The following is a 19,726-nucleotide window of genomic DNA, read 5'->3' as shown; positions in this document are numbered from 1 at the left end:
CACGCACCAGAACGAGAGAAAGAGCGGGCAGTGCACGACCCTCGCCCGCAGTCCTCCCTCCGCCCCGAGCACCCCGTGCCGCGGAGTCTCTCGCAGCTCGTGGCCGAGTTCTCCCTCGGCCCGGTCCGCGGCCTCGAGGGCGTCGAGGTGAGCGGAGTCACGCTGGACTCGAACCAGGTCGAGTCCGGAGACCTCTACGTCGGTGTCGCAGGACGCCGTGCCCATGGCGCGGCCTTCGCGTCGGCCGCCGCGGCGTCCGGAGCCGTCGCCGTGCTGACCGACCCGGCCGGAGCGGAGCTCGCCGCCGACAGCGGCCTGCCCGTGCTGGTGACCCCCGACCCGCGGGCCGCCCTCGGCGACGTCGCCGCGTGGATCCACCGCACCCGCGAGGACGTCCCGACGCTCTTCGGCGTGACGGGGACCAACGGCAAGACGAGCGTCGTCTACATCCTCGACGCGCTGCTGCGCCGGCTCGGAGTCGTCTCCGGCCTCAGCTCCACCGCCGAGCGCCGGATCGGCGACGTCGCCGTGGTCAGCTCGCTGACCACTCCCGAGGCGAGCGAGCTGCACGGCCTGCTCGCGCGGATGCGCGAGTCCGCCGTCCGCGCGGTCTCCATCGAGGTGTCGGCGCAGGCGCTCACGCGGCACCGGATCGACGGCCTCGTCTTCGACGTCGTCGGCTTCACGAACCTCAGCCACGACCACCTCGACGACTACTCCGATCTGCGCGAGTACTTCGAGGCCAAGGCCGACCTCTTCGAGCCGGAGCGCGCACGCCGCGGCGTCGTCACGGTCGACAGCGCCTGGGGGCGCGAGCTCGCCGAGCGCAGCCGCATCCCCGTCGCGACGCTCGCCGGCTCGCCGGTCGTCGGAGTCGCCCCGACGACGCCCGCCGACTGGTCGATGACGGTGCTGGACGCGACGCCCGACAGCACCACCTTCCGCCTGGAGGGGCCCGAGAACCGCTCCGTCGTCGTCACCGTCTCGCTGATCGGCTGGTACATGGCGTCCAACGCGGCGCTGGCGATCGTGATGCTGGTGGAGTCGGGCTTCGACCTGGACGCCGTCGCGCACGCGCTCGAGGACAGCCGTCTCGACGTCTACATCCCGGGCCGCGCCGAGCTCGTCTCGGGGGAGCGCGGACCGCGCGTCTACGTCGACTACGGCCACACCCCCGACGCGTTCCAGAACGCGCTCGAGGCGCTGCGGACCATCACGCCCGGCCGCCTGTTCATGGTGTTCGGGGCGGACGGGGACCGCGACACGACCAAGCGGAGCGACATGGGCGCCATCGCCGCCCGCCTCGCCGACGTCGTGGTCGTCACCGACTTCCACCCGCGCTGGGAGGATCCGGCCGCCATCCGCGCCGCGCTCCTCCAGGGCGCCCGGGCCGCCGTGCCCGACCGGGAGATCCACGAGATCGCCGACCCGCGCGCCGCCGTGCGCGCCGCCGTCGCCCTCGCGCGCGAAGGGGACTCGATCCTCTACGCCGGGCCCGGCCACGAGGACCACCAGGAGATCGCAGGAGTGCACATGCCGTATTCGGCCAGAGACGACGTCCGTCACGCGCTGCGCGAGGCGGGCTGGCTGTAGATGATCGCCCTCACCCTCACCGAGATCGCCGAGGCCGTCTCCGGACGCCTCCACCTGGCCGGCTCGTCCGCCACGGCCGCCACCGTGATCGACGGAGCGACCGAGACCGACTCCCGCGAGATCGCGCCCGGCGGCATCTTCGTCGCCAAGCGCGGCGAGTACACCGACGGCCACCTCTTCGCTCCCGCCGCGCTCGAGCGCGGTGGCGCGCTCCTCATCGTGGAGCGCCCCCTCGACCTCGACGTGCCGCAGGTCCTCGTCGACGACTCCGTCGAGGCGCTCGGCGCACTGGCGACCGAGGTCGTCCGCCGCGTCCGCGCGAAGGGCGGGCTCACCGTCATCGGCGTCACCGGCTCGAACGGCAAGACGACGACCAAGAACCTCCTCCGCACCGTCCTCGAGCGGGTCGGCGAGACGGTCGCTCCGCGCGGATCCTTCAACAACGAGGTCGGCGCGCCGATCACGATGCTCCAGGTGTCCGAGTCGACGCGCTTCCTCGTCGCCGAGATGGGCGCGAGCGCGGTCGGCGAGATCCGCCGCCTCGTCCGGATGGCCAGGCCCGACGTCGGCGTCGTCCTCGCCGTGGGCCTCGCGCACGCCGGCGAGTTCGGCGGGATCGAGCGCACGCTCGAGGCCAAGACGGAGATGGTCGCCGACCTCACCGCCGACGACGTCGCCGTGCTGAACGCCGACGACGGCCGGGTCGCCTCGATGGCGGGCCGCACCGCCGCCCGGGTCCTCTGGTTCGGCCGCGGCGAGAGCGCGGACGTCCGCGCCGTCGACATCGACGCGACCGCCGACGGCACCCGCTTCGCCATCGAGGTCTCGGCGGGGGAGGGCCGCGAGGCCGCTCGCGCCGAGCTCCTGCTGCGCGTCCTCGGCGAGCACCACGTGATGAACGCCCTCGCGGCGACCGCCGCCGCGCTCTCTGTCGGAGTGGCGCTGCCCGCGATCGTCGAGGCTCTCGCGACCGTCACCCTCGCCGAGCGCGGCCGCATGGAGGTCCTGGGCGGCGAGGACGTCCGCGTCATCAACGACGCGTACAACGCGAGTCCCGACTCCACCGCGGCCGCCCTGCGCACCCTCGCCCAGATCGCGAAGCCCGGGGGGCGCACCGTCGCCGTCCTGGGAGAGATGAGCGAGCTCGGCGAGTGGGCCGACGAGGAGCACGAGCGCGTGGGCCTGCTGGCCGTCCGCCTCAACATCTCCCAGATCGTGGTGGTGGGCCGAGGCGCCCGCCGGATCCACGTCGCGGCCGAGCGCGAGGGATCGTGGAGCGGCGAGTCCGTCTTCGCGGAGACCTCCGACGAGGCGTTCGACCTCCTCGAGGACTACCTGCGACCCGGCGACACCGTGCTGGTCAAGTCGTCCAACTCCGCGGGGCTGCGCTTCCTCGCCGACCGTCTCGGGGAGCGTCACCGATGAGGGCACTCCTCCTGTCCGGCGCGTTCTCGGGAGCCTTCACGCTCCTGATGACGCCCCTGTTCATCCGCCTCTTCCACCGCCTGCAGTGGGGCCAGTTCATCCGCGAGGACGGACCGAAGTCGCACCACGTCAAGCACGGCACGGCGACGATGGGCGGCATCGTCATCATCATCGGCACCGTGGTCGGCTACTTCCTCGGGATGCTGTTCGGCAACCGGGCGATCGCGCCGTCGGCCCTGCTGGTGCTCTTCATGATGGTCGGGCTCGGACTCGTCGGCTTCGTCGACGACTTCCTGAAGACCCGCAACCAGCGCAGCCTCGGCCTCGGCGGCTGGGCGAAGATCGCCGGCCAGGTCATCGTCGCCGCGGCCTTCGCGGTGATCGCGATCATGGTCCGCGACTCCAACGGGCTCACCCCCGCGTCGACCTCGATCTCGTTCATCCGCGACCTGCCGTTCGACTTCGCCTCCCTCGGCTGGATCGGCATCGGCCTGTTCGTGCTGTGGATCTGCATCATCGTCACCAGCACGTCGAACGGCGTGAACGTCGCCGACGGGCTCGACGGACTCGCGACCGGGTCCTCGATCCTCGCGATCGGCTCCTACGTCATCATCGGGTTCTGGCAGTCGAACCAGTGGTGCTTCGACCAGCACCTCAACCCCGAGGTCGTCGACAAGTGCTACCAGGTGAGCGACCCGTTCGACCTGGCCATCATCGCGGCGGCCGTCTCCGGTGCCCTGGTGGGCTTCCTCTGGTGGAACACCTCGCCGGCGCAGATCTTCATGGGCGACACCGGCTCGCTCGGCCTCGGCGGCGCGCTCGCGGCCCTGGCGATCCTCACCCGCACCGAGCTGCTGGTCATCCTCATCGGCGGCCTGTTCGTCATCGTGACCGGCTCGGTCATCCTCCAGCGGATCTACTTCAAGCTGACCCGGGGCAAGCGCATCTTCCTGATGAGCCCGCTCCACCACCACTTCGAGCTCAAGGGCTGGGCCGAGATCACGGTCGTGGTCCGGTTCTGGATTATCGCCGGCATCTTCGTCGCCGCCGGAGTCGGGCTCTTCTACCTGGAATGGCTGTCGCTGGCATGACCGATCCCGCCCGTCCCGACTCCCTCCGCAGCTGGCACTCGGACTGGCGCGGCCTGCGCGTCGCCGTACTGGGCCTGGGCGTCACCGGGTTCTCGGTGGCCGACACCCTGACCGAGCTCGGCTCCGAGGTGCTGGTCCTCGCCGACCGCGCCGATGAGGAGCGCGAGCGCCTGCTCGAGGTGATCGGCGCCCGCCTGCACCGGGCCGACCGCCTCGACTCCGCTCCGGAGGAGCTGCACGCGTTCGCACCGGAGCTGGTCGTGGTGTCGCCCGGCTTCCGGCCGACGCACCCGATCCTCGTGTGGGCGGCGGAGTCCGGGATCCCCGTGTGGGGCGACGTCGAGCTCGCCTGGCGTGTCCGCGACAAGGTCGTGCGCGCCGACGGCACTCCGGCCGACTGGGTGGCCGTCACCGGCACCAACGGGAAGACCACGACCGTCCAGCTCACGGCGACGATGCTCGTGGCCGGCGGCCTCCGCGCCGCCCCCTGCGGCAACATCGGCGTGCCCGTGCTCGACGCGGTCCGCGACCCGCAGGGCTTCGACGTCCTCGTCGTGGAGCTCTCGAGCTACCAGCTGCACTACCTGGGCGCGATCGAGCCGATCGCGAGCGCGTGCCTCAACATCGCCGACGACCACCTCGACTGGCATGGCTCGTTCGACGCCTACCGCGCGGCCAAGGGCAAGGTCTACGCCGGCACCCGCGTCGCCTGCGTGTACAACCGCGCCGACGCGGCGACCGAGCAGATGGTGCTCGACGCCGAGGTGGTGGAGGGCGCCCGGGCGATCGGGTTCGGCCTCGGCGTGCCCGGCCCGAGCGACTTCGGGATCGTCGACGGCATCCTCTGCGACCGCGCCTTCCTCGAGGACCGCCGCACCAGTGCCCTCGAGATCACCACCGTGGACGAGCTCGCCGCACGGAACCTCGCCGCTCCGCACATCGTCCAGAACGTGCTCGCCGCGGCAGCGCTCTCCCGAGCGTGCGGGATCGAGGTCACGGCCGTCCGCACCGCGCTGGCGTCCTTCGAGCTCGACGCCCACCGCATCCAGGTCGTCGCCGAGCACGACGGGGTGACCTGGGTGAACGACTCCAAGGCCACGAACCCGCACGCCGCCGACGCCTCGCTGCGCGCGTACCCGTCGGTCGTCTGGGTCGTCGGCGGGCTGCTCAAGGGCGTCGACGTGGACGCCCTCGTGGCCGCGCACGTCGGCCGCCTGCGGGGCGCCGTGGTGATCGGCGCCGACCGCTCGGCGCTGCTCGCGGCATTCCGGCGACACGCGCCCGCCCTCCCCGTGAGCGAGGCGGTGCCGGACGACACTGGTGCGGTGATGCAGGCGGCCGTCGAGGCCGCCGCGACGCTCGCCCGCTCGGGGGACGTCGTCCTGCTCGCACCTGCCGCGGCCTCGATGGACCAGTTCCTCGACTACGCGGCTCGGGGCCGCTCCTTCGCGGCCGCCGTGGCGACACACCTGGGAGGGGGAGCCGATGACCGCTCCGACGACGAGCCGCCCCGCGGGCCGCTCGCGCACTGAGCCGCGCGGGAAGGACCGGAGCGGGGCCCGCTCCGCGCGGATCGTCCTGTCGAAGGTCTTCGCGTCCCACTCGCCGAACTTCTACCTCCTCTTCGGCACCACGCTCTTCCTGGTGCTGTTCGGACTGACGATGGTGCTCTCCTCCTCGTCGGTCACCTCCTACGTGTCGAGCGACGACTCCTTCGGCGGCTTCCTGCGCCAGGGCGGATTCGCCCTCCTCGGGATCCCGATGATGCTGGTGGTCTCGCGGCTGCCCCTCGGCGTGTGGAAGCGCGTGACGCCGATCCTGCTCATCGCCGGCTGCGTCCTCCAGTGCCTCGTGCTCTTCACGCCGCTCGGCGACTCCGTCGGCGGGAACCGCAACTGGATCCGCCTCGGCGCCTTCAGCATGCAGCCCTCCGAGATCATCAAGCTCGCGCTCGCCCTCTGGCTGGGGCTCCTGCTCGCCCGCCGCTACCGGTCGCCGAAGGACTGGAAGGACGCGCTCATCCCCGTCCTGATCGTCGGCGGCGCAGCGATCGGACTGGTCCTCATCGGAGGCGACCTGGGCACGGTCGTGATCATGGCGGGCATCGTCCTCGCCGCGCTCTTCTACGCGAACGTCCAGATGAAGGTCCTCGTGCCGATCGTGGTGGTCGGCGCGATCGGAGCGGTGCTGTTCGCCGTCTCCAGCGACAACCGCCTCACCCGGATCATGTCCTTCCTCGGCGACTGCTCCAACGTCGAGGAGTACCAGAACTCGTGCTGGCAGCCGGTGCACGGGACCTGGGCGATGGCCTCCGGCGGGATCTTCGGCGTGGGCCTCGGCAACTCCAAGGCCAAGTGGTCCTGGCTGCCCGCCGCGGACAACGACTACATCTTCGCCATCATCGGCGAAGAGCTCGGGCTGATCGGAGCGATCGTCGTCCTGGCGCTGTTCGTGGTTCTCGCTGTCGCCTTCTTCCGCGTCATCCACGCGTCCTCCGATCCGTTCGTGCGGATCAGCACCGGCGCGATCATGGTCTGGCTGATCGGCCAAGCGTTCGTCAACATCGGCGTCGTCCTGGGGGTGCTCCCGGTGCTGGGGGTCCCGCTGCCGCTGATCTCCTCCGGAGGCACCGCCCTGCTCAGCTCGCTCCTCGCCATCGGCGTCGTCCTCTCCTTCGCCCGCACCCAGACCGCGCCCCTGCCCGGCGCTGGCGTGCTGCGCCGCAGGAAGGCGGCGGCGGAGTGACCCGCTACCTGCTCGCCGGCGGCGGCACCGCCGGCCACGTCAATCCGCTGCTCGCGACGGCCGACGAGATCCGCAGGCGGAACCCGCGCGACGAGGTGCTCGTGCTCGGCACCGCCGAGGGGCTCGAGGCGCGCCTCGTCCCCCTCCGCGGCTACGAGCTCTCGGTGATCCCGCGGCTGCCGTTCCCGCGCCGCCCGAACGCGGCGGCGCTGCGGTTCCCCGGAGCCTTCCGCGCGACCATCGCCGGCATCGTCCGGACGATCCGCGACCGGCGGATCGACGCGGTGGTCGGCTTCGGAGGGTACGCGGCAGCACCCGCCTACCTGGCGGCCCGCCGCGCCGGCGTCCCCTTCACCGTCCACGAGGCCAACGCGCGCCCCGGGCTCGCCAACCGCCTCGGCGCGCGCGCGACCCGCTCGGTCGGCGTGGCCTTCGAGGGCACGCCCCTGCCGCACGCGCGGGTGGTCGGCATGCCGCTGCGCCGCGAGATCGCCGAGCTCGACCGGGCCGCGCGCCGCGACGAGGCGATGGCGGCGCTGGGCCTCGACCCGTCCCGGCAGACCCTCCTGGTCACCGGCGGCTCCCTCGGCGCTCGACGGATCAACGCGACGGTGCACGCCGCCGCCCGGGATCTCGTCGCCACCGGCTTCCAGGTCCTCCACATCACGGGCGACCGCGCCGAGATCACGGACCCGGGGGTGGCCGGCTACCACCTCCTCGCCTACTGCGACCGGATGGACCTCGCGCTGTCCGCCGCGGACGTGGCCGTCTCCCGCGCGGGGGCAGCGACGGTCAGCGAGCTGACAGCCCTCGGCCTGCCCGCGGTCTACGTCCCGTACCCGGTCGGCAACGGCGAGCAGCGCTACAACGCGCGCGGCGTCGTCGACGCCGGGGGAGCGGTCCTCGTCGAGGACGCCGCCTTCCTCCCCGGCTGGGTCCAGCGGGAGCTCGTACCGCTCCTGGGCGACACCGCCCGTCGCGACGAGATGGCGCGCCGGGCCGCCCGCGTGGGAGTCCGCGACGGCTCCGGGCGGCTCGTCGACCTGATCGAGTCGACCCTCTCCGCTCCGCGCTGAGCCCGCTCCGCGCGGCTCGTGAGAGCACTCCCGCCCACCGTCTACACTGATCCGGCGCACCGCGGGAGGCCCCTCCCGCCCGCCGCGACCCACCCGAAAGCGAGAGCCCCGTGATCAAGCCCGACCTCGGCATCACCGTCCCCGACGAGCTCGGCTCGGTCCACTTCATCGGCATCGGCGGCTCCGGGATGAGCGGGATCGCCCGGCTGTTCCACCACGCCGGGCACCGCGTCACCGGGTCGGACGTCCGCGAGTCCCACCCCATCGAGCAGCTGCGGGAGCTCGGCGTCCCGGTCGCCATCGGCCACGACGCGGCGAACCTCGGGGACGCCGAGGCGGTCGTCGTCACCTCCGCCCTGTGGCCTGACAATCCGGAGTACCTGCTCGCGAAGGAGCGCGGCCTGCCCGTGCTGCACCGCTCGCAGGCCCTCGCCTGGCTGGTGCGCGGCAAGCGCCTGGTCGCGGTCGCCGGAGCGCACGGCAAGACCACGTCGACCGGGATGATCGTCACCGGCCTCCTCGGCGTCGACGCCGACCCCAGCTTCGTCAACGGCGGCATCATCGAGAGCCTCGGCACCTCCTCCGCCGCCGGCTCCGGCGAGGTCTTCGTCGTCGAGGCCGACGAGTCGGACGGCAGCTTCCTCCTGTACGACACCGCGGTCGCCCTCATCACGAACGTCGACCCGGACCACCTCGACCACTACGGATCACTGGAGGCGTTCGAGGAGGCCTTCGTCACCTTCGCCTCCTCCGCGAGCGAGCTCGTCGTCATCTCCTCCGACGACCCCGGCGCCGTCCGCGTCACCGAGCGGCTGGACGGCGGACGGGTGCTGACCTTCGGCGAGGCCGAGGGGGCGGACGTCCGCGTCGTCGACCTCGACCTCGTCGGCCCCGTCGGCTTCTCGGTCGAGTACGAGGGCAGGCGCTACTCGGCCCGCCTCCGCATCCCCGGCCGGCACAACGCGATCAACGCGGCCGGCGCGTTCGCAGTGCTGGTGGGCCTGGGCTTCGATCCGGCCGCCTCGCTCGAGGCCGTGTCGGCGTTCGGAGGCACGGAGCGCCGCTTCGAGCTGCACGGAGCGGTCCGCGGAGTCAGCGTCTACGACGACTACGCCCACCACCCCACCGAGGTGGCCGCCGCCCTCTCCGCCGCGCGCACCGTGGTCGGCGAGGGCCGCATCATCGCCGTGCACCAGCCGCACCTCTACAGCCGCACCCGCCTCTTCGCCCGCGAGTTCGCCGAGACGCTCGAGCGCTACGCCGACGAGACGATCGTCCTCGACGTCTACGGGGCGCGCGAGGATCCGGAGCCCGGAGTGACCGGAGCGCTGGTCAGCGAGAAGTTCGCCGACCCGTCGCACGTCTCGTTCGTCCCGGACTGGGCGGAGGCGGCCCGCCTCACGGCCGGCATCGCGCGCGAGGGCGACTTCGTCATCACCCTCGGCTGCGGCGACGTCTACCGGATCATCCCGCAGGTGCTCGAGTCGCTCGGCGCGAGCGAGGCCGCGCCGGTCGCACGATGACCGCGGTCCTCGCGCCCGAAGCGGGGGAGCGGCCGTGAAGCGGCCCGACGGCGGACGCCCTCCGGCGCGCGGTCGGAGCGTCCCCGCGCGCGGCGGCGAGCCGGAGCCGGACACCGAGCCGATCCGGATCGTCACCGCGATCCGCGTGGACCCGGAGCCGGCCGAGCGCACTCCGTCGCGCGCAGGCGCGGTCCGCCGCACCCTCTCGGGCCTGCGTCTGCCCGGTGCCGAGAACCGGGCCGTCTCCCGGGCCGCCCGCGAGCGGAGGCGCTACGAGCGGGGGGAGGTCCGCCGCTTCACGAAGCGCGCGCGTCGGCGCCGCCTGATCGCCCTGGTCGTGGCCGGGTCGCTCGTCGCCCTCGCCCTGATCGTCGGAGTCGCGGCCTTCTCGCCGCTCATGGCCGTGCGCACGATCGAGATCTCGGGCACCCAGCGCGTCGACGCCGCCGCCCTGCAGAGCGAGCTCGACGACCAGCTCGGCGTCCCGCTCACCCTCGTGGACCGGGACGAGGTCGGCCGCGTGCTGGGCGCGTCCCCGCTCATCCAGAGCTACTCGGTGCAGACCCGGCCGCCGAGCACCCTCGTGGTGTCGATCGTCGAGCGCACGCCCCTCGGCGTGATCGCGGCGGGGGGCCGCTTCGAGCTCGTGGACGCGGCCGGAGTCGTCATCGAGACGGCGGACTCGGCGCAGCCCGGCTACCCGGTCCTCACCACCGCGTCCGGCGACGCCTCGGGAGCCGGCTTCCGCGCGACCGCGCGGGTGCTGCGCTCCCTGCCCGCGTCGCTCGCTCCGCAGGTGACGGCCGCCACCGCCACGACCGGCGACGACGTCTCGCTCACCCTGCAGAACGGCACGGAAGTCGTCTGGGGCGGGTCGGACGAGTCGGCGCTCAAAGCCGTCGTGCTCGAGAAGCTGATGGCCGCGACCGACCCCGCCGTCGTCGGCACCTACGACGTGTCCTCGCCCCAGGCCGCCGTCGTGGCGCCCCGGCCCTGACCGGCGGCGGATCCGCGCGTTCTTTCGAGCGTTGCGGGCGTGTCTGCTGGGAGCGCGACCGGACTCCGCCTACCGTCGGAGCCGAACCCCAAATGCATACTCAGCATAACTTTAAGCCTCAACTACAGGTTTAAGGTTCAGCCCGGAGGCCGGAGACGTGACTTCAAACCAGAACTACCTCGCCGTGATCAAGGTCGTCGGCATCGGCGGTGGCGGCGTCAACGCCGTCAACCGCATGATCGAGCTCGGCCTGCGCGGTGTCGAATTCATCGCGATCAACACGGACGCCCAGGCGCTCCTGCTCAGCGACGCCGACGTCAAGCTCGACGTGGGCCGCGAGCTGACCCGCGGACTCGGCGCCGGCGCCGACCCCGAGGTCGGCCGCCGCGCCGCCGAGGACCACGCCGAGGAGATCGAGGAGGTCCTCGCGGGGGCCGACATGGTCTTCGTCACCGCGGGCGAGGGCGGCGGCACCGGCACAGGCGGCGCGCCCGTCGTCGCGCGGATCGCCAAGTCGATCGGCGCCCTCACCATCGGCGTCGTGACCAAGCCCTTCGGGTTCGAGGGACGCCGTCGGCAGACGCAGGCCGAGGCCGGCGTCGCGACGCTGAAGAACGAGGTCGACACGCTCATCGTCGTTCCGAACGACCGCCTGCTCGAGATCAGCGACCGCGGCATCTCGATGCTCGAGGCCTTCGCGACCGCCGACCAGGTGCTCCTCGCCGGCGTCCAGGGCATCACCGACCTGATCACCACGCCCGGCCTGATCAACCTCGACTTCGCCGACGTGAAGTCGGTCATGCAGGGCGCGGGCTCGGCGCTGATGGGCATCGGCTCGTCGCGCGGCGCCGATCGCGCGATCAAGGCGGCCGAGCTGGCCGTCGCCTCACCGCTGCTCGAGGCCAGCATCGACGGCGCGCACGGCGTGCTCCTCTCGATCCAGGGCGGCTCGAACCTCGGCATCTTCGAGATCAACGACGCGGCGCGCCTCGTCCAGGAGGCGGTGCACGCCGAGGCGAACATCATCTTCGGTGCCGTGATCGACGACACGCTCGGCGACGAGGTGCGCGTCACCGTCATCGCCGCGGGCTTCGACGGCGGAGAGCCGGGCGGGACCGCTCAGGCCGCGATCGCCCAGCCGCGCCAGCAGCAGAGCTCGGCGAGCGAGTCGGCCGCCGAGCCCGTCCCGGCGCCCGCAGCCGCCCCTGCGGCCGGCTCGATCTGGTCGAGCACCCCCGTCGCCGCCCCGGCCCCTGTCGCCGACCCGTCCTTCGACGACGACGACAGCGACCTGGACATCCCCGACTTCCTCAAGTAGTCGTGCCGGATCCGGAGCTGGCCGCGCGCTGGGCCGAGGTCTCCGAGCGGGTCGCCGACGCGACCCGCTCGGCCGGTCGCGAGGCGTCCTCGGTCACGACCATCGTGGTGACCAAGTTCCACCCCGTGTCGCTGCTCCGCGACCTCCTCGAGCTGGGCGTCGTCGACTTCGGCGAGAACCGGCACCAGGAGGCGCAGGAGAAGTCGGCCGAGCTGGCGGGGACCGCTGCGCGCTGGCACTTCATCGGGCAGCTCCAGAGCAAGAAGGCGCGCCAGGTGCGCCGCTACGCCGACGCGGTCCACTCCGTCGACCGGCTCGCGCTCGTCCCGCTGCTGGAGGCGGGGGAGGAGCCGCTCGACGTGTTCCTGCAGGTCAACCTCACCGAGGATCCCGACCGCGGGGGAGCGTCGCCCGCCGACGTCGAGCCCCTCGCCGAGGCTCTCGCCGGGGCGCCCGGCCTCACGCTGCGCGGCGTGATGGCGGTCGCCCCGCTGGACGAGGAGCCCCGTCCGGCGTTCGCCCGGCTCCGGTCCATCTCCGACCGCGTGCGCGCCGTCGAGCCCTCCGCCGCGGCGATCTCGGCGGGCATGTCGAACGACTTCGCCGAGGCGATCGCGGAGGGTGCGACACACCTGCGAATCGGATCGGCAATCACCGGAGAACGCCCCGCCCGCACCTAACCTCGTGGTGACCCACCTGTGGGAGCACACACGACACGGAGGACACCCCATGGCCAACCCGCTGAAGAAGACGATGGTCTACCTCGGACTCGCCGACGAAGAGGTCGAGTACGAGCGCGCAGAGCCCGTCGAGGCGGCCCCGGCGACGGCCCACCGAGCACCGGTCTCCCCGGTGCAGCCCGTCCCTCCCGTCGAGCCGGTGCAGCAGCCCCGCGCGACGGTCACCCCGCTCCGCAAGCCCACCCCCCAGACCCCGAAGGCGACGGCACCCGCCGAGATGAACGAGATCCTCACCGTCCACCCGAAGCAGTACCGCGACGCGCAGGTCATCGCGGAGAACTTCCGCGACGGCATCCCCGTGATCATCAACCTCTCGCAGATGAGCGATGCGGACGCCCGCCGCCTCATCGACTTCGCGAGCGGACTCTCGCAGGGCCTCTACGGCCGCATCGAGCGCGTGACGAGCAAGGTCTTCCTGCTCTCGCCGTCGCACATCACCGTCGCCGGCGACTCCGCCTCCGCCGAGAGCGACGCCGACGCGTCGTTCTTCGCGAAGTCCTGATCCCGGGGAGCCCTGGCCCCCGGTGACCTCCGTCGTCTCGCTCCTCGGGAGCGTCCTGTACTTCGTGCTGCTGCTCTACTTCTTCGCGATGTGGGCGCGGTTCGTGCTCGACCTCGTCCGCGTGATCCGACGCGACTGGCGCCCCCGCGGTGCCGGCCTCGTCGCCGCGGAGGGCGTCTACACCGTCACGGACCCGCCGATCGGCTTCTTCCGACGCCTGATCAAGCCGGTCTCGATCGGTCCGATCGCCCTCGATTTCGGCTGGAGCCTCACCATGCTCTGCGTCATCGTGGGCATGTACATCGCCACGTGGCTCCAGCGCGCCTGACCGTCCCTGTATCGTTGGCACGTCCGGACGTTCCCCGCGGTGTCAGCACTGCGCCGTGCGCCTGAAGTTGCTAGCTTTAGTCGCGCGTTGTTAAACGTGTACCTACTTGAAATCGAAGGTGGAAAGCCATGGCGCTCACTCCCGAAGACGTTGTCAACAAGCGGTTCCAGCCGACCAAGTTCCGTGAGGGATACGACCAGGACGAGGTCGACGACTTCCTCGACGAGGTCGTCGTGGAGCTCCGCCGCCTGAACCAGGAGAACGAGGAGCTTCGTCAGCGCCTCTCCTCCGGCGACAGCCGCCCCTCGGACGCCCGAGTCTCCGACGCCCCGCGCGAGAGCACTCCTGCTCCCGCCCCGGTGGTCGATGAGGCACCCGAGCCGGAGCCGCAGCCCGAGCCCGAGCCCACCCCGGCTCCCGCACCGGTCGTCGCTCCCGTCAGCTCCTCGCAGTCGGCTCCGGTCGACGAGGCCGAGAGCTCCAGCGGACTCCTGCAGCTCGCCCGCCGCCTCCACGAGGAGCACGTGCGCGAGGGTGCCGAGAAGCGCGACGCGCTCGTCGCCGAGGGTCGTGCCACGGCCGCCCGCATCGTCGCCGAGGCCGAGGCCAAGCAGCGCCAGCAGGTCGCGAAGCTCGAGGAGGAGCGCGCGACGGTCGAGCACCGCATCGACGAGCTGCGCACCTTCGAGCGCGAGTACCGCCAGAAGCTGAAGAGCTACATCGAGGGCCAGCTCCGCGACCTCGACACCCAGCCGGCGTCGACGGAGTCCTCGCTGTCGGGCTTTGGGGCGTAGTCCCGCCGCAGCGGACGTCAGGCCGAGGGTGCTCGTCACCCTCGGCCTCGTCGCGCTAGCGGTCTTCGCGATCGATCAGACCGCGAAGTTCCTGGTCACGACGAACCTGACCCTGGGCGAGGACGTCCACGTCCTCGGCGACGTCCTGATCCTGCACTACGTGAAGAACCCGGGTGCCGCCTTCTCCCTCGCGAGCGGGTCGACCTGGATCTTCTCGATCATCGCGGCGTGCGTCGTCGTCGCCGTGATCTGGTTCTCGCGCCGGATCCGCTCCACCGCGTGGGGCGTCTTCTTCGGCCTGCTGCTCGGCGGCACCCTCGGCAACCTCTTCGACCGGCTGTTCCGAGAGCCCTCCTTCGGGCTCGGACACGTCGTCGACTTCCTCTTCACGCCGTGGCTGCTCCCGGCGATCTACAACGTCGCCGACATCGCGATCTGCACGGCGATGGCGCTGTTCGTCCTCCTGAGCGTGCGGGGCGTCGGCCTCGACGGCACCCGCGAGCGCGCGGGCCGCGACGAACAGGTCGCGTCCGAGGACGGCGCTCCCGCCGCCCCCGGAGCGGGCGCCCCCGCAGCGGCCTCCTCCGTCGAGGAGGCGGCCCGCGACGCCGACCGCCCCGGCGGACGCTGATGGCGCAGTCCCGAGAGCTGCCGGTCCCGGACGGGCTCGACGGCCTCCGCGTGGACGCGGCCGTCGCGAAGCTGCTCGGCTTCTCGCGCACCTTCGCGGCCGAGGTCGCCGAGGCGGGCGGAGTGAGCGCCGACGGACGGGTCCTCGACAAGAGCGACCGCGTGCACGCAGGCACCTGGCTGAGCGTCGAGTGGAGCCCGCGCGAGGAGCCGCGGATCGTGCCGATGGCGGTCCCCGGCCTCGGCATCGTGCACGACGACGACGACATCGTGGTGATCGACAAGCCCGTCGGAGTGGCCGCGCACCCCGCCGTGGGCTGGGAGGGACCGACGGTGCTCGGCGCCCTCGCCGCCGCGGGCTTCACCGTGTCGACCTCCGGTGCGGCCGAGCGCGCGGGCATCGTGCACCGGCTCGACGCCGGCACGAGCGGCCTCATGGTCGTCGCGAAGTCCGAGCGCGCCTACACGCACCTGAAGCGCGCGTTCCACGACCGCACGGTCGAGAAGGTCTACCACGCGGTCGTGCAGGGCCACCCCGACCCGCTCGCCGGGACGATCGACGCCCCGCTCGGCCGCCACCCGTCCTCGGACTGGAAGTTCGCGGTCCGCGCCGACGGCAAGCCCTCGGTGACCCACTACGAGACGATCGAGGCCTTCCCGTTCGCCTCCCTCCTCGAGATCCACCTCGAGACCGGCCGCACCCACCAGATCCGCGTGCACATGGCCGCCCAGCGCCACCCGTGCGTCGGCGACGCCATGTACGGCGCCGATCCGACCCTCTCGAAGCGGCTCGGCCTCACCCGCCAGTGGCTCGACGCGGTCCGGCTCGGCTTCACCCACCCGGGCTCGGGGGAGTGGGTGCAGTTCGAGGCGTCCTACCCCGACGACCTGGTGCACGCCCTCGAGGTGCTGCGCGGGGAGTGATCCGCGCTCTCCCGGCCGGACCCGCGTCCGGCGCGGTTAGACTTCTTCCCGCCGTGTCCACGGGCCCTCCCGGGTCGCCGGCCATCCCTCCCCTGCCCGCAGTCCGCCGGAGGCGCATCCTTGCCGAGTAACGATTCCTTCGTCCACCTCCACGTGCACAGCGAGTACTCGATGCTCGACGGTGCAGCGCGGGTGAAGCCGCTGATCGACGCGGCGGTCGAGGAGGGCATGCCGGCCATCGCCGTGACCGACCACGGGAACGTGTTCGGCGCCTTCGACTTCTGGCGCACCGCGACGGCGGCGGGGATCAAGCCGATCATCGGCACCGAGGCCTACCTCACCCCGGGGACGCACCGCTCCGACAAGACCCGCATCCGCTGGGGCGACGGCGGAGGGGACGACGTGTCCGGCTCCGGCGCGTACACCCACATGACGCTGCTCAGCTCGACCACGACGGGCATGCACAACCTCTTCCGCCTCTCCTCGCGCGCGTCGATCGAGGGCTACTACTTCAAGCCGCGCATGGACCGCGAGATCCTCTCGCAGTACTCCGAGGGCCTGATCGGCACCACGGGCTGCCCGAGCGGCGAGGTCCACACGCGCCTGCGCCTCGGCCAGTACAAGGAGGCCCGCCAGGCGGCCGCCGACTACCGCGACATCTTCGGCAAGGAGAACTTCTTCGCCGAGATCATGGATCACGGCCTCGACATCGAGCGGCGGGTGATCGGCGACGTCATCCGGCTCGCGAAGGACCTCGACCTCCCGTTGGTCGCCACCAACGACCTGCACTACACGCACGCGCACGACGCGACCTCGCACGCGGCGCTGCTCTGCGTGCAGTCGGGAACCACCCTCGACGACCCCAAGCGCTTCAAGTTCGACGCGGACGAGTTCTACCTCAAGTCGCCGCGCGAGATGCGCCAGGTCTTCCGCGACCACCCCGAGGCCTGCGACAACACGCTCCTCATCGCGGAGCGCTGCGACGTCCAGTTCGACACCTCGGCGAACTACATGCCCCGCTTCCCGGTGCCGGAGGGCGAGACGGAGGACACCTGGTTCGTGAAGGAGGTCGAGGCCGGACTGCGCGAGCGCTACCCGGACGGCATCTCCCAGGAGGTGCGCGACCGGGCGGACTACGAGACCCGCGTCATCCTGCAGATGGGCTTCCCCGGCTACTTCCTCGTCGTCGCCGACTTCATCAACTGGTCCAAGCGCAACGGGATCCGCGTCGGTCCCGGCCGCGGCTCCGGTGCCGGCTCGATGGCGGCCTACGCGATGAAGATCACCGACCTCGATCCGCTGCGCCACGGCCTGATCTTCGAGCGCTTCCTCAACCCCGACCGCGTCTCCATGCCCGACTTCGACGTCGACTTCGACGACCGTCGCCGCGGCGAGGTCATCCGCTACGTCACCGAGAAGTACGGCGACGAGCGCGTCGCGCAGATCGTCACCTACGGCACCATCAAGGCGAAGCAGGCTCTCAAGGACGCCTCGCGCGTCCTCGGCTTCCCGTTCGGGATGGGCGAGAAGCTGACGAAGTCCATGCCGCCCGCGATCATGGGCAAGGACATCCCGCTCAGCGGCATCAACGACCCCGCCCACGCGCGCTACAAGGAAGCGCTCGACGTGCGCAACGTCATCGCCGAGGACCCGCAGGCCAAGCTGGTCTTCGACACCGCGCTCGGGCTCGAGAACCTCAAGCGCCAGTGGGGCGTGCACGCGGCCGGCGTCATCATGTCCAGCGATCCGCTGCTGGACATCATCCCGATCATGAAGCGGGAGCAGGACGGCCAGATCGTCACGCAGTTCGACTACCCCGCGTGCGAGTCGCTCGGGCTGATCAAGATGGACTTCCTGGGGCTGCGGAACCTCACGATCATCGACGACGCCCTCGACAACATCCGCGCCAACCGCGGACAGGACCTCGTGCTCGAGGACCTCGAGCTCGACGACCAGGCCGCCTACGACCTCCTCGCCCGCGGCGACACGCTCGGCGTGTTCCAGCTCGACGGCGGCCCGATGCGCGGCCTTCTCCGACTGATGAAGCCCGACAACTTCGAGGACATCTCCGCAGTCCTCGCGCTCTACCGGCCGGGCCCGATGGGCGCCGACTCCCACACCAACTACGCGCTGCGGAAGAACGGCGTGCAGGAGATCACCCCGATCCATCCGGAGCTCGAGGAGCCGCTCTCGGAGGTGCTCGGAGGGACCTACGGCCTGATCGTGTACCAGGAGCAGGTCATGTCGATTGCGCAGAAGCTCGCGGGCTTCACGCTCGCGCAGGCCGACCTGCTGCGGCGCGCGATGGGCAAGAAGAAGAAGTCCGAGCTGGACAAGCAGTTCGAGGGCTTCTCGGGCGGCATGATCGCCAACGGCTACTCGATGGAGGCCGTCAAGACCCTCTGGGACATCCTGCTGCCCTTCTCCGACTACGCCTTCAACAAGGCGCACTCGGCGGCGTACGGCGTCGTCTCCTACTGGACGGCGTACCTCAAGGCGCACTACCCCGCGGAGTACATGGCCGCGCTGCTCACCAGCGTCGGCGACTCCAAGGACAAGATGGCCGCCTACCTCAACGAGTGCCGGCGGATGGGGATCAAGGTGCTCCCGCCGGACGTCAACGAGTCGATCGGCTTCTTCACCGCCGTCGGCACCGACATCCGCTTCGGCCTCGGCGCCGTCCGCAACGTCGGCATGAACGTCGTCGAGGGCATCCGGGCCGCCCGCGAGGAGAAGGGGCGCTTCGAGACGTTCCACGACTTCCTCCGCAAGGTGCCGCTGCAGGTGACCAACAAGCGCACCATCGAGTCGCTCATCAAGGCCGGCGCCTTCGACTCGCTCGGCTCGACCCGCCGCGCCCTGGTCGAGGTGCACGAGGACGCCGTCGAGGCGGCGGTGGGGGAGAAGCGCAACGAGGCGAACGGCCAGGTCGGCTTCGACTTCGACAGCCTCTGGGACGAGCCGCAGGCCGCGATCCAGGTGCCCGAGCGGCCCGAATGGGCCAAGCGCGACAAGCTCGCCTTCGAGCGCGACATGCTCGGGCTCTACGTGTCCGACCATCCGCTCGCCGGACTCGAGACCGAGCTCGCCAAGCACTACAGCACCACGATCGCCGACCTGCTGATCTCGGAGACGATCGCCGACGGCGAGACCGTGGTCGTCGCGGGCCTCGTCACGAGCGTCCAGCACCGCATGGCCAAGGCCTCCGGCAACCAGTACGGGATGATCCAGGTCGAGGACTTCGGCGGCGAGATCACCTGCATGTTCATGGGGAAGGCGTACCAGGAGTTCGCCCCGGCGCTCACGAACGACTCCATCGTCGTCGTCAGAGGCCGCGTCAGCATGCGCGACGACGGGATGAACCTGCACGCGTTCAGCCTGTTCGCCCCCGAGATGAGCCAGGACGGCGACTCGGGACCGCTCACCGTCTCGATGCCCGAGTCGCGCGCGACCACCGACACGGTCTCGCAGCTCAGCGACGTGCTCATCCGCCACTCCGGCCAGACCGAGGTGCGCCTGAAGCTCATCAAGGGCGACACGGCCCGCGTGTTCGAGGTGCCGTTCCCCGTGCGCATAACCCCGGACCTCTTCGGCGAGCTGAAGAGCCTGCTGGGGCCGAACTGTCTGTATTGAATTCCGAGCCGGTCCCTGCCCGGCTCGGCGCGGTCGGCTGGGGAGGGTGGCCGGGTCGGTGAGAGCGTCGTGCGTCCGGCTACGACGATCCGCTGACACGCGGATCGCCGGTTCGCGGTGTCTGTGGCGAGCCGGTCCCTGCCCGGCTCGGCGCGGTCGGCTGGGGAGGGTGGCCGGGTTCTCAAGAGCGTCGTGCGTACGTCTAGGGCGATCCGCTCGCACGCGGATCGCCTCGGAGGGTCGGGCGAGAGGGTGGCGGATCGGAGGGCGAGCCTGCGGCCGCCGGTGTCCTCCTGGTGGTCGAGTAGCCGCGCGGCGGCGTATCGAGACCGGGCGAGCGCCCGTAGATGCTGGTCGAGTAGCCGCGGAGCGGCGGATCGAGACCGGGCGAGGGTCGGGCGGGACGG

General features: G+C 71.5%; 16 protein-coding genes. All 16 read left to right on the top strand.

What is annotated here, in order from left to right:
- The first annotated feature begins 30 nt into the window (after nt 1-30).
- Nucleotides 31-1,593, top strand: coding sequence for a Mur ligase family protein (locus C5C49_RS10710; protein WP_104238697.1), 1,563 nt, complete (start codon nt 31-33; stop codon nt 1,591-1,593).
- On the top strand, nt 1,594-3,018 hold the full coding sequence (murF, locus tag C5C49_RS10705; RefSeq protein WP_104346144.1) for a UDP-N-acetylmuramoyl-tripeptide--D-alanyl-D-alanine ligase: 1,425 nt from the start codon (nt 1,594-1,596) through the stop codon (nt 3,016-3,018). It begins immediately after the preceding gene.
- Nucleotides 3,015-4,109 carry a phospho-N-acetylmuramoyl-pentapeptide-transferase gene (mraY, locus tag C5C49_RS10700; protein WP_104222591.1) on the top strand — a complete coding sequence of 365 codons (1,095 nt, stop codon included), beginning with the start codon at nt 3,015-3,017 and terminating at the stop codon, nt 4,107-4,109. The genes murF and mraY overlap by 4 nt, the downstream gene beginning before the upstream one ends.
- Nucleotides 4,106-5,641 (top strand): UDP-N-acetylmuramoyl-L-alanine--D-glutamate ligase, encoded by a 1,536-nt coding sequence (gene murD / locus C5C49_RS10695; RefSeq protein ID WP_104225371.1) that lies wholly within the window; start codon nt 4,106-4,108, stop codon nt 5,639-5,641. Before mraY ends, murD begins: the two co-directional genes overlap by 4 nt.
- Nucleotides 5,595-6,854 (top strand): putative lipid II flippase FtsW, encoded by a 1,260-nt coding sequence (ftsW, locus tag C5C49_RS10690; RefSeq protein ID WP_104222593.1) that lies wholly within the window; start codon nt 5,595-5,597, stop codon nt 6,852-6,854. The genes murD and ftsW overlap by 47 nt, the downstream gene beginning before the upstream one ends.
- Nucleotides 6,851-7,930, top strand: coding sequence for an undecaprenyldiphospho-muramoylpentapeptide beta-N-acetylglucosaminyltransferase (gene murG / locus C5C49_RS10685; RefSeq protein ID WP_104273472.1), 1,080 nt, complete (start codon nt 6,851-6,853; stop codon nt 7,928-7,930). Before ftsW ends, murG begins: the two co-directional genes overlap by 4 nt.
- Nucleotides 7,931-8,040: 110 nt before the next feature.
- Nucleotides 8,041-9,453, top strand: a complete 1,413-nt coding sequence (gene murC, locus C5C49_RS10680; RefSeq protein WP_104233346.1) for a UDP-N-acetylmuramate--L-alanine ligase — start codon at nt 8,041-8,043, stop codon at nt 9,451-9,453.
- A gap of 34 nt (nt 9,454-9,487) precedes the next feature.
- Nucleotides 9,488-10,450 (top strand): cell division protein FtsQ/DivIB, encoded by a 963-nt coding sequence (locus tag C5C49_RS10675; protein WP_104346143.1) that lies wholly within the window; start codon nt 9,488-9,490, stop codon nt 10,448-10,450.
- Between the two features lie 157 nt (nt 10,451-10,607).
- Complete coding sequence (gene ftsZ / locus C5C49_RS10670; protein ID WP_104222597.1) at nt 10,608-11,768, top strand: cell division protein FtsZ; 1,161 nt, start codon at nt 10,608-10,610, stop codon at nt 11,766-11,768.
- A 2-nt stretch (nt 11,769-11,770) separates the two neighbouring features.
- Entirely contained in the window at nt 11,771-12,448 is a 678-nt protein-coding gene (locus C5C49_RS10665; RefSeq protein WP_104346142.1) for a YggS family pyridoxal phosphate-dependent enzyme, read from the top strand.
- Nucleotides 12,449-12,497: 49 nt separating this feature from the next.
- The gene (locus C5C49_RS10660) at nt 12,498-13,010 is read left to right on the top strand and encodes a cell division protein SepF (RefSeq protein ID WP_104222599.1); all 513 of its coding nucleotides are present in this window, start codon (nt 12,498-12,500) and stop codon (nt 13,008-13,010) included.
- Between the two features lie 22 nt (nt 13,011-13,032).
- A complete protein-coding gene (locus tag C5C49_RS10655) occupies nt 13,033-13,338 on the top strand; it encodes a YggT family protein (RefSeq protein WP_258059242.1) in 306 nt (101 codons plus the stop codon).
- Nucleotides 13,339-13,466: 128 nt separating this feature from the next.
- Nucleotides 13,467-14,132, top strand: coding sequence for a DivIVA domain-containing protein (locus tag C5C49_RS10650; protein ID WP_104222600.1), 666 nt, complete (start codon nt 13,467-13,469; stop codon nt 14,130-14,132).
- Nucleotides 14,133-14,160: 28 nt separating this feature from the next.
- Nucleotides 14,161-14,763, top strand: a complete 603-nt coding sequence (lspA, locus tag C5C49_RS10645; protein ID WP_104239385.1) for a signal peptidase II — start codon at nt 14,161-14,163, stop codon at nt 14,761-14,763.
- A complete protein-coding gene (locus tag C5C49_RS10640; protein ID WP_104233341.1) occupies nt 14,763-15,686 on the top strand; it encodes an RluA family pseudouridine synthase in 924 nt (307 codons plus the stop codon). Before lspA ends, C5C49_RS10640 begins: the two co-directional genes overlap by 1 nt.
- A gap of 171 nt (nt 15,687-15,857) precedes the next feature.
- Entirely contained in the window at nt 15,858-19,319 is a 3,462-nt protein-coding gene (dnaE, locus tag C5C49_RS10635) for a DNA polymerase III subunit alpha (RefSeq protein ID WP_374953850.1), read from the top strand.
- Nucleotides 19,320-19,726: the final 407 nt, after the last annotated feature.

The sequence above is a fragment of the Rathayibacter sp. AY1E2 genome (assembly GCF_002932325.1).
Lineage (GTDB): Bacteria > Actinomycetota > Actinomycetes > Actinomycetales > Microbacteriaceae > Rathayibacter.
Note: the sequence above shows the minus strand (reverse complement) of the source record. Positions and strands in the feature narration are given on the sequence as shown.

Excerpts from the sequence above, each read along its gene's own strand:
- ftsW (WP_104222593.1), top strand. The coding sequence starts at position 5,595 with ATGACCGCTCCGACGACGAGCCGCCCCGCGGGCCGCTCGCGCACTGAG.
- murF (WP_104346144.1), top strand. The coding sequence starts at position 1,594 with ATGATCGCCCTCACCCTCACCGAGATCGCCGAGGCCGTCTCCGGACGC.
- C5C49_RS10640 (WP_104233341.1), top strand. The coding sequence starts at position 14,763 with ATGGCGCAGTCCCGAGAGCTGCCGGTCCCGGACGGGCTCGACGGCCTC.
- murD (WP_104225371.1), top strand. The coding sequence starts at position 4,106 with ATGACCGATCCCGCCCGTCCCGACTCCCTCCGCAGCTGGCACTCGGAC.
- dnaE (WP_374953850.1), top strand. The coding sequence starts at position 15,858 with ATGCTCGACGGTGCAGCGCGGGTGAAGCCGCTGATCGACGCGGCGGTC.
- C5C49_RS10660 (WP_104222599.1), top strand. The coding sequence starts at position 12,498 with ATGGCCAACCCGCTGAAGAAGACGATGGTCTACCTCGGACTCGCCGAC.
- C5C49_RS10650 (WP_104222600.1), top strand. The coding sequence starts at position 13,467 with ATGGCGCTCACTCCCGAAGACGTTGTCAACAAGCGGTTCCAGCCGACC.
- mraY (WP_104222591.1), top strand. The coding sequence starts at position 3,015 with ATGAGGGCACTCCTCCTGTCCGGCGCGTTCTCGGGAGCCTTCACGCTC.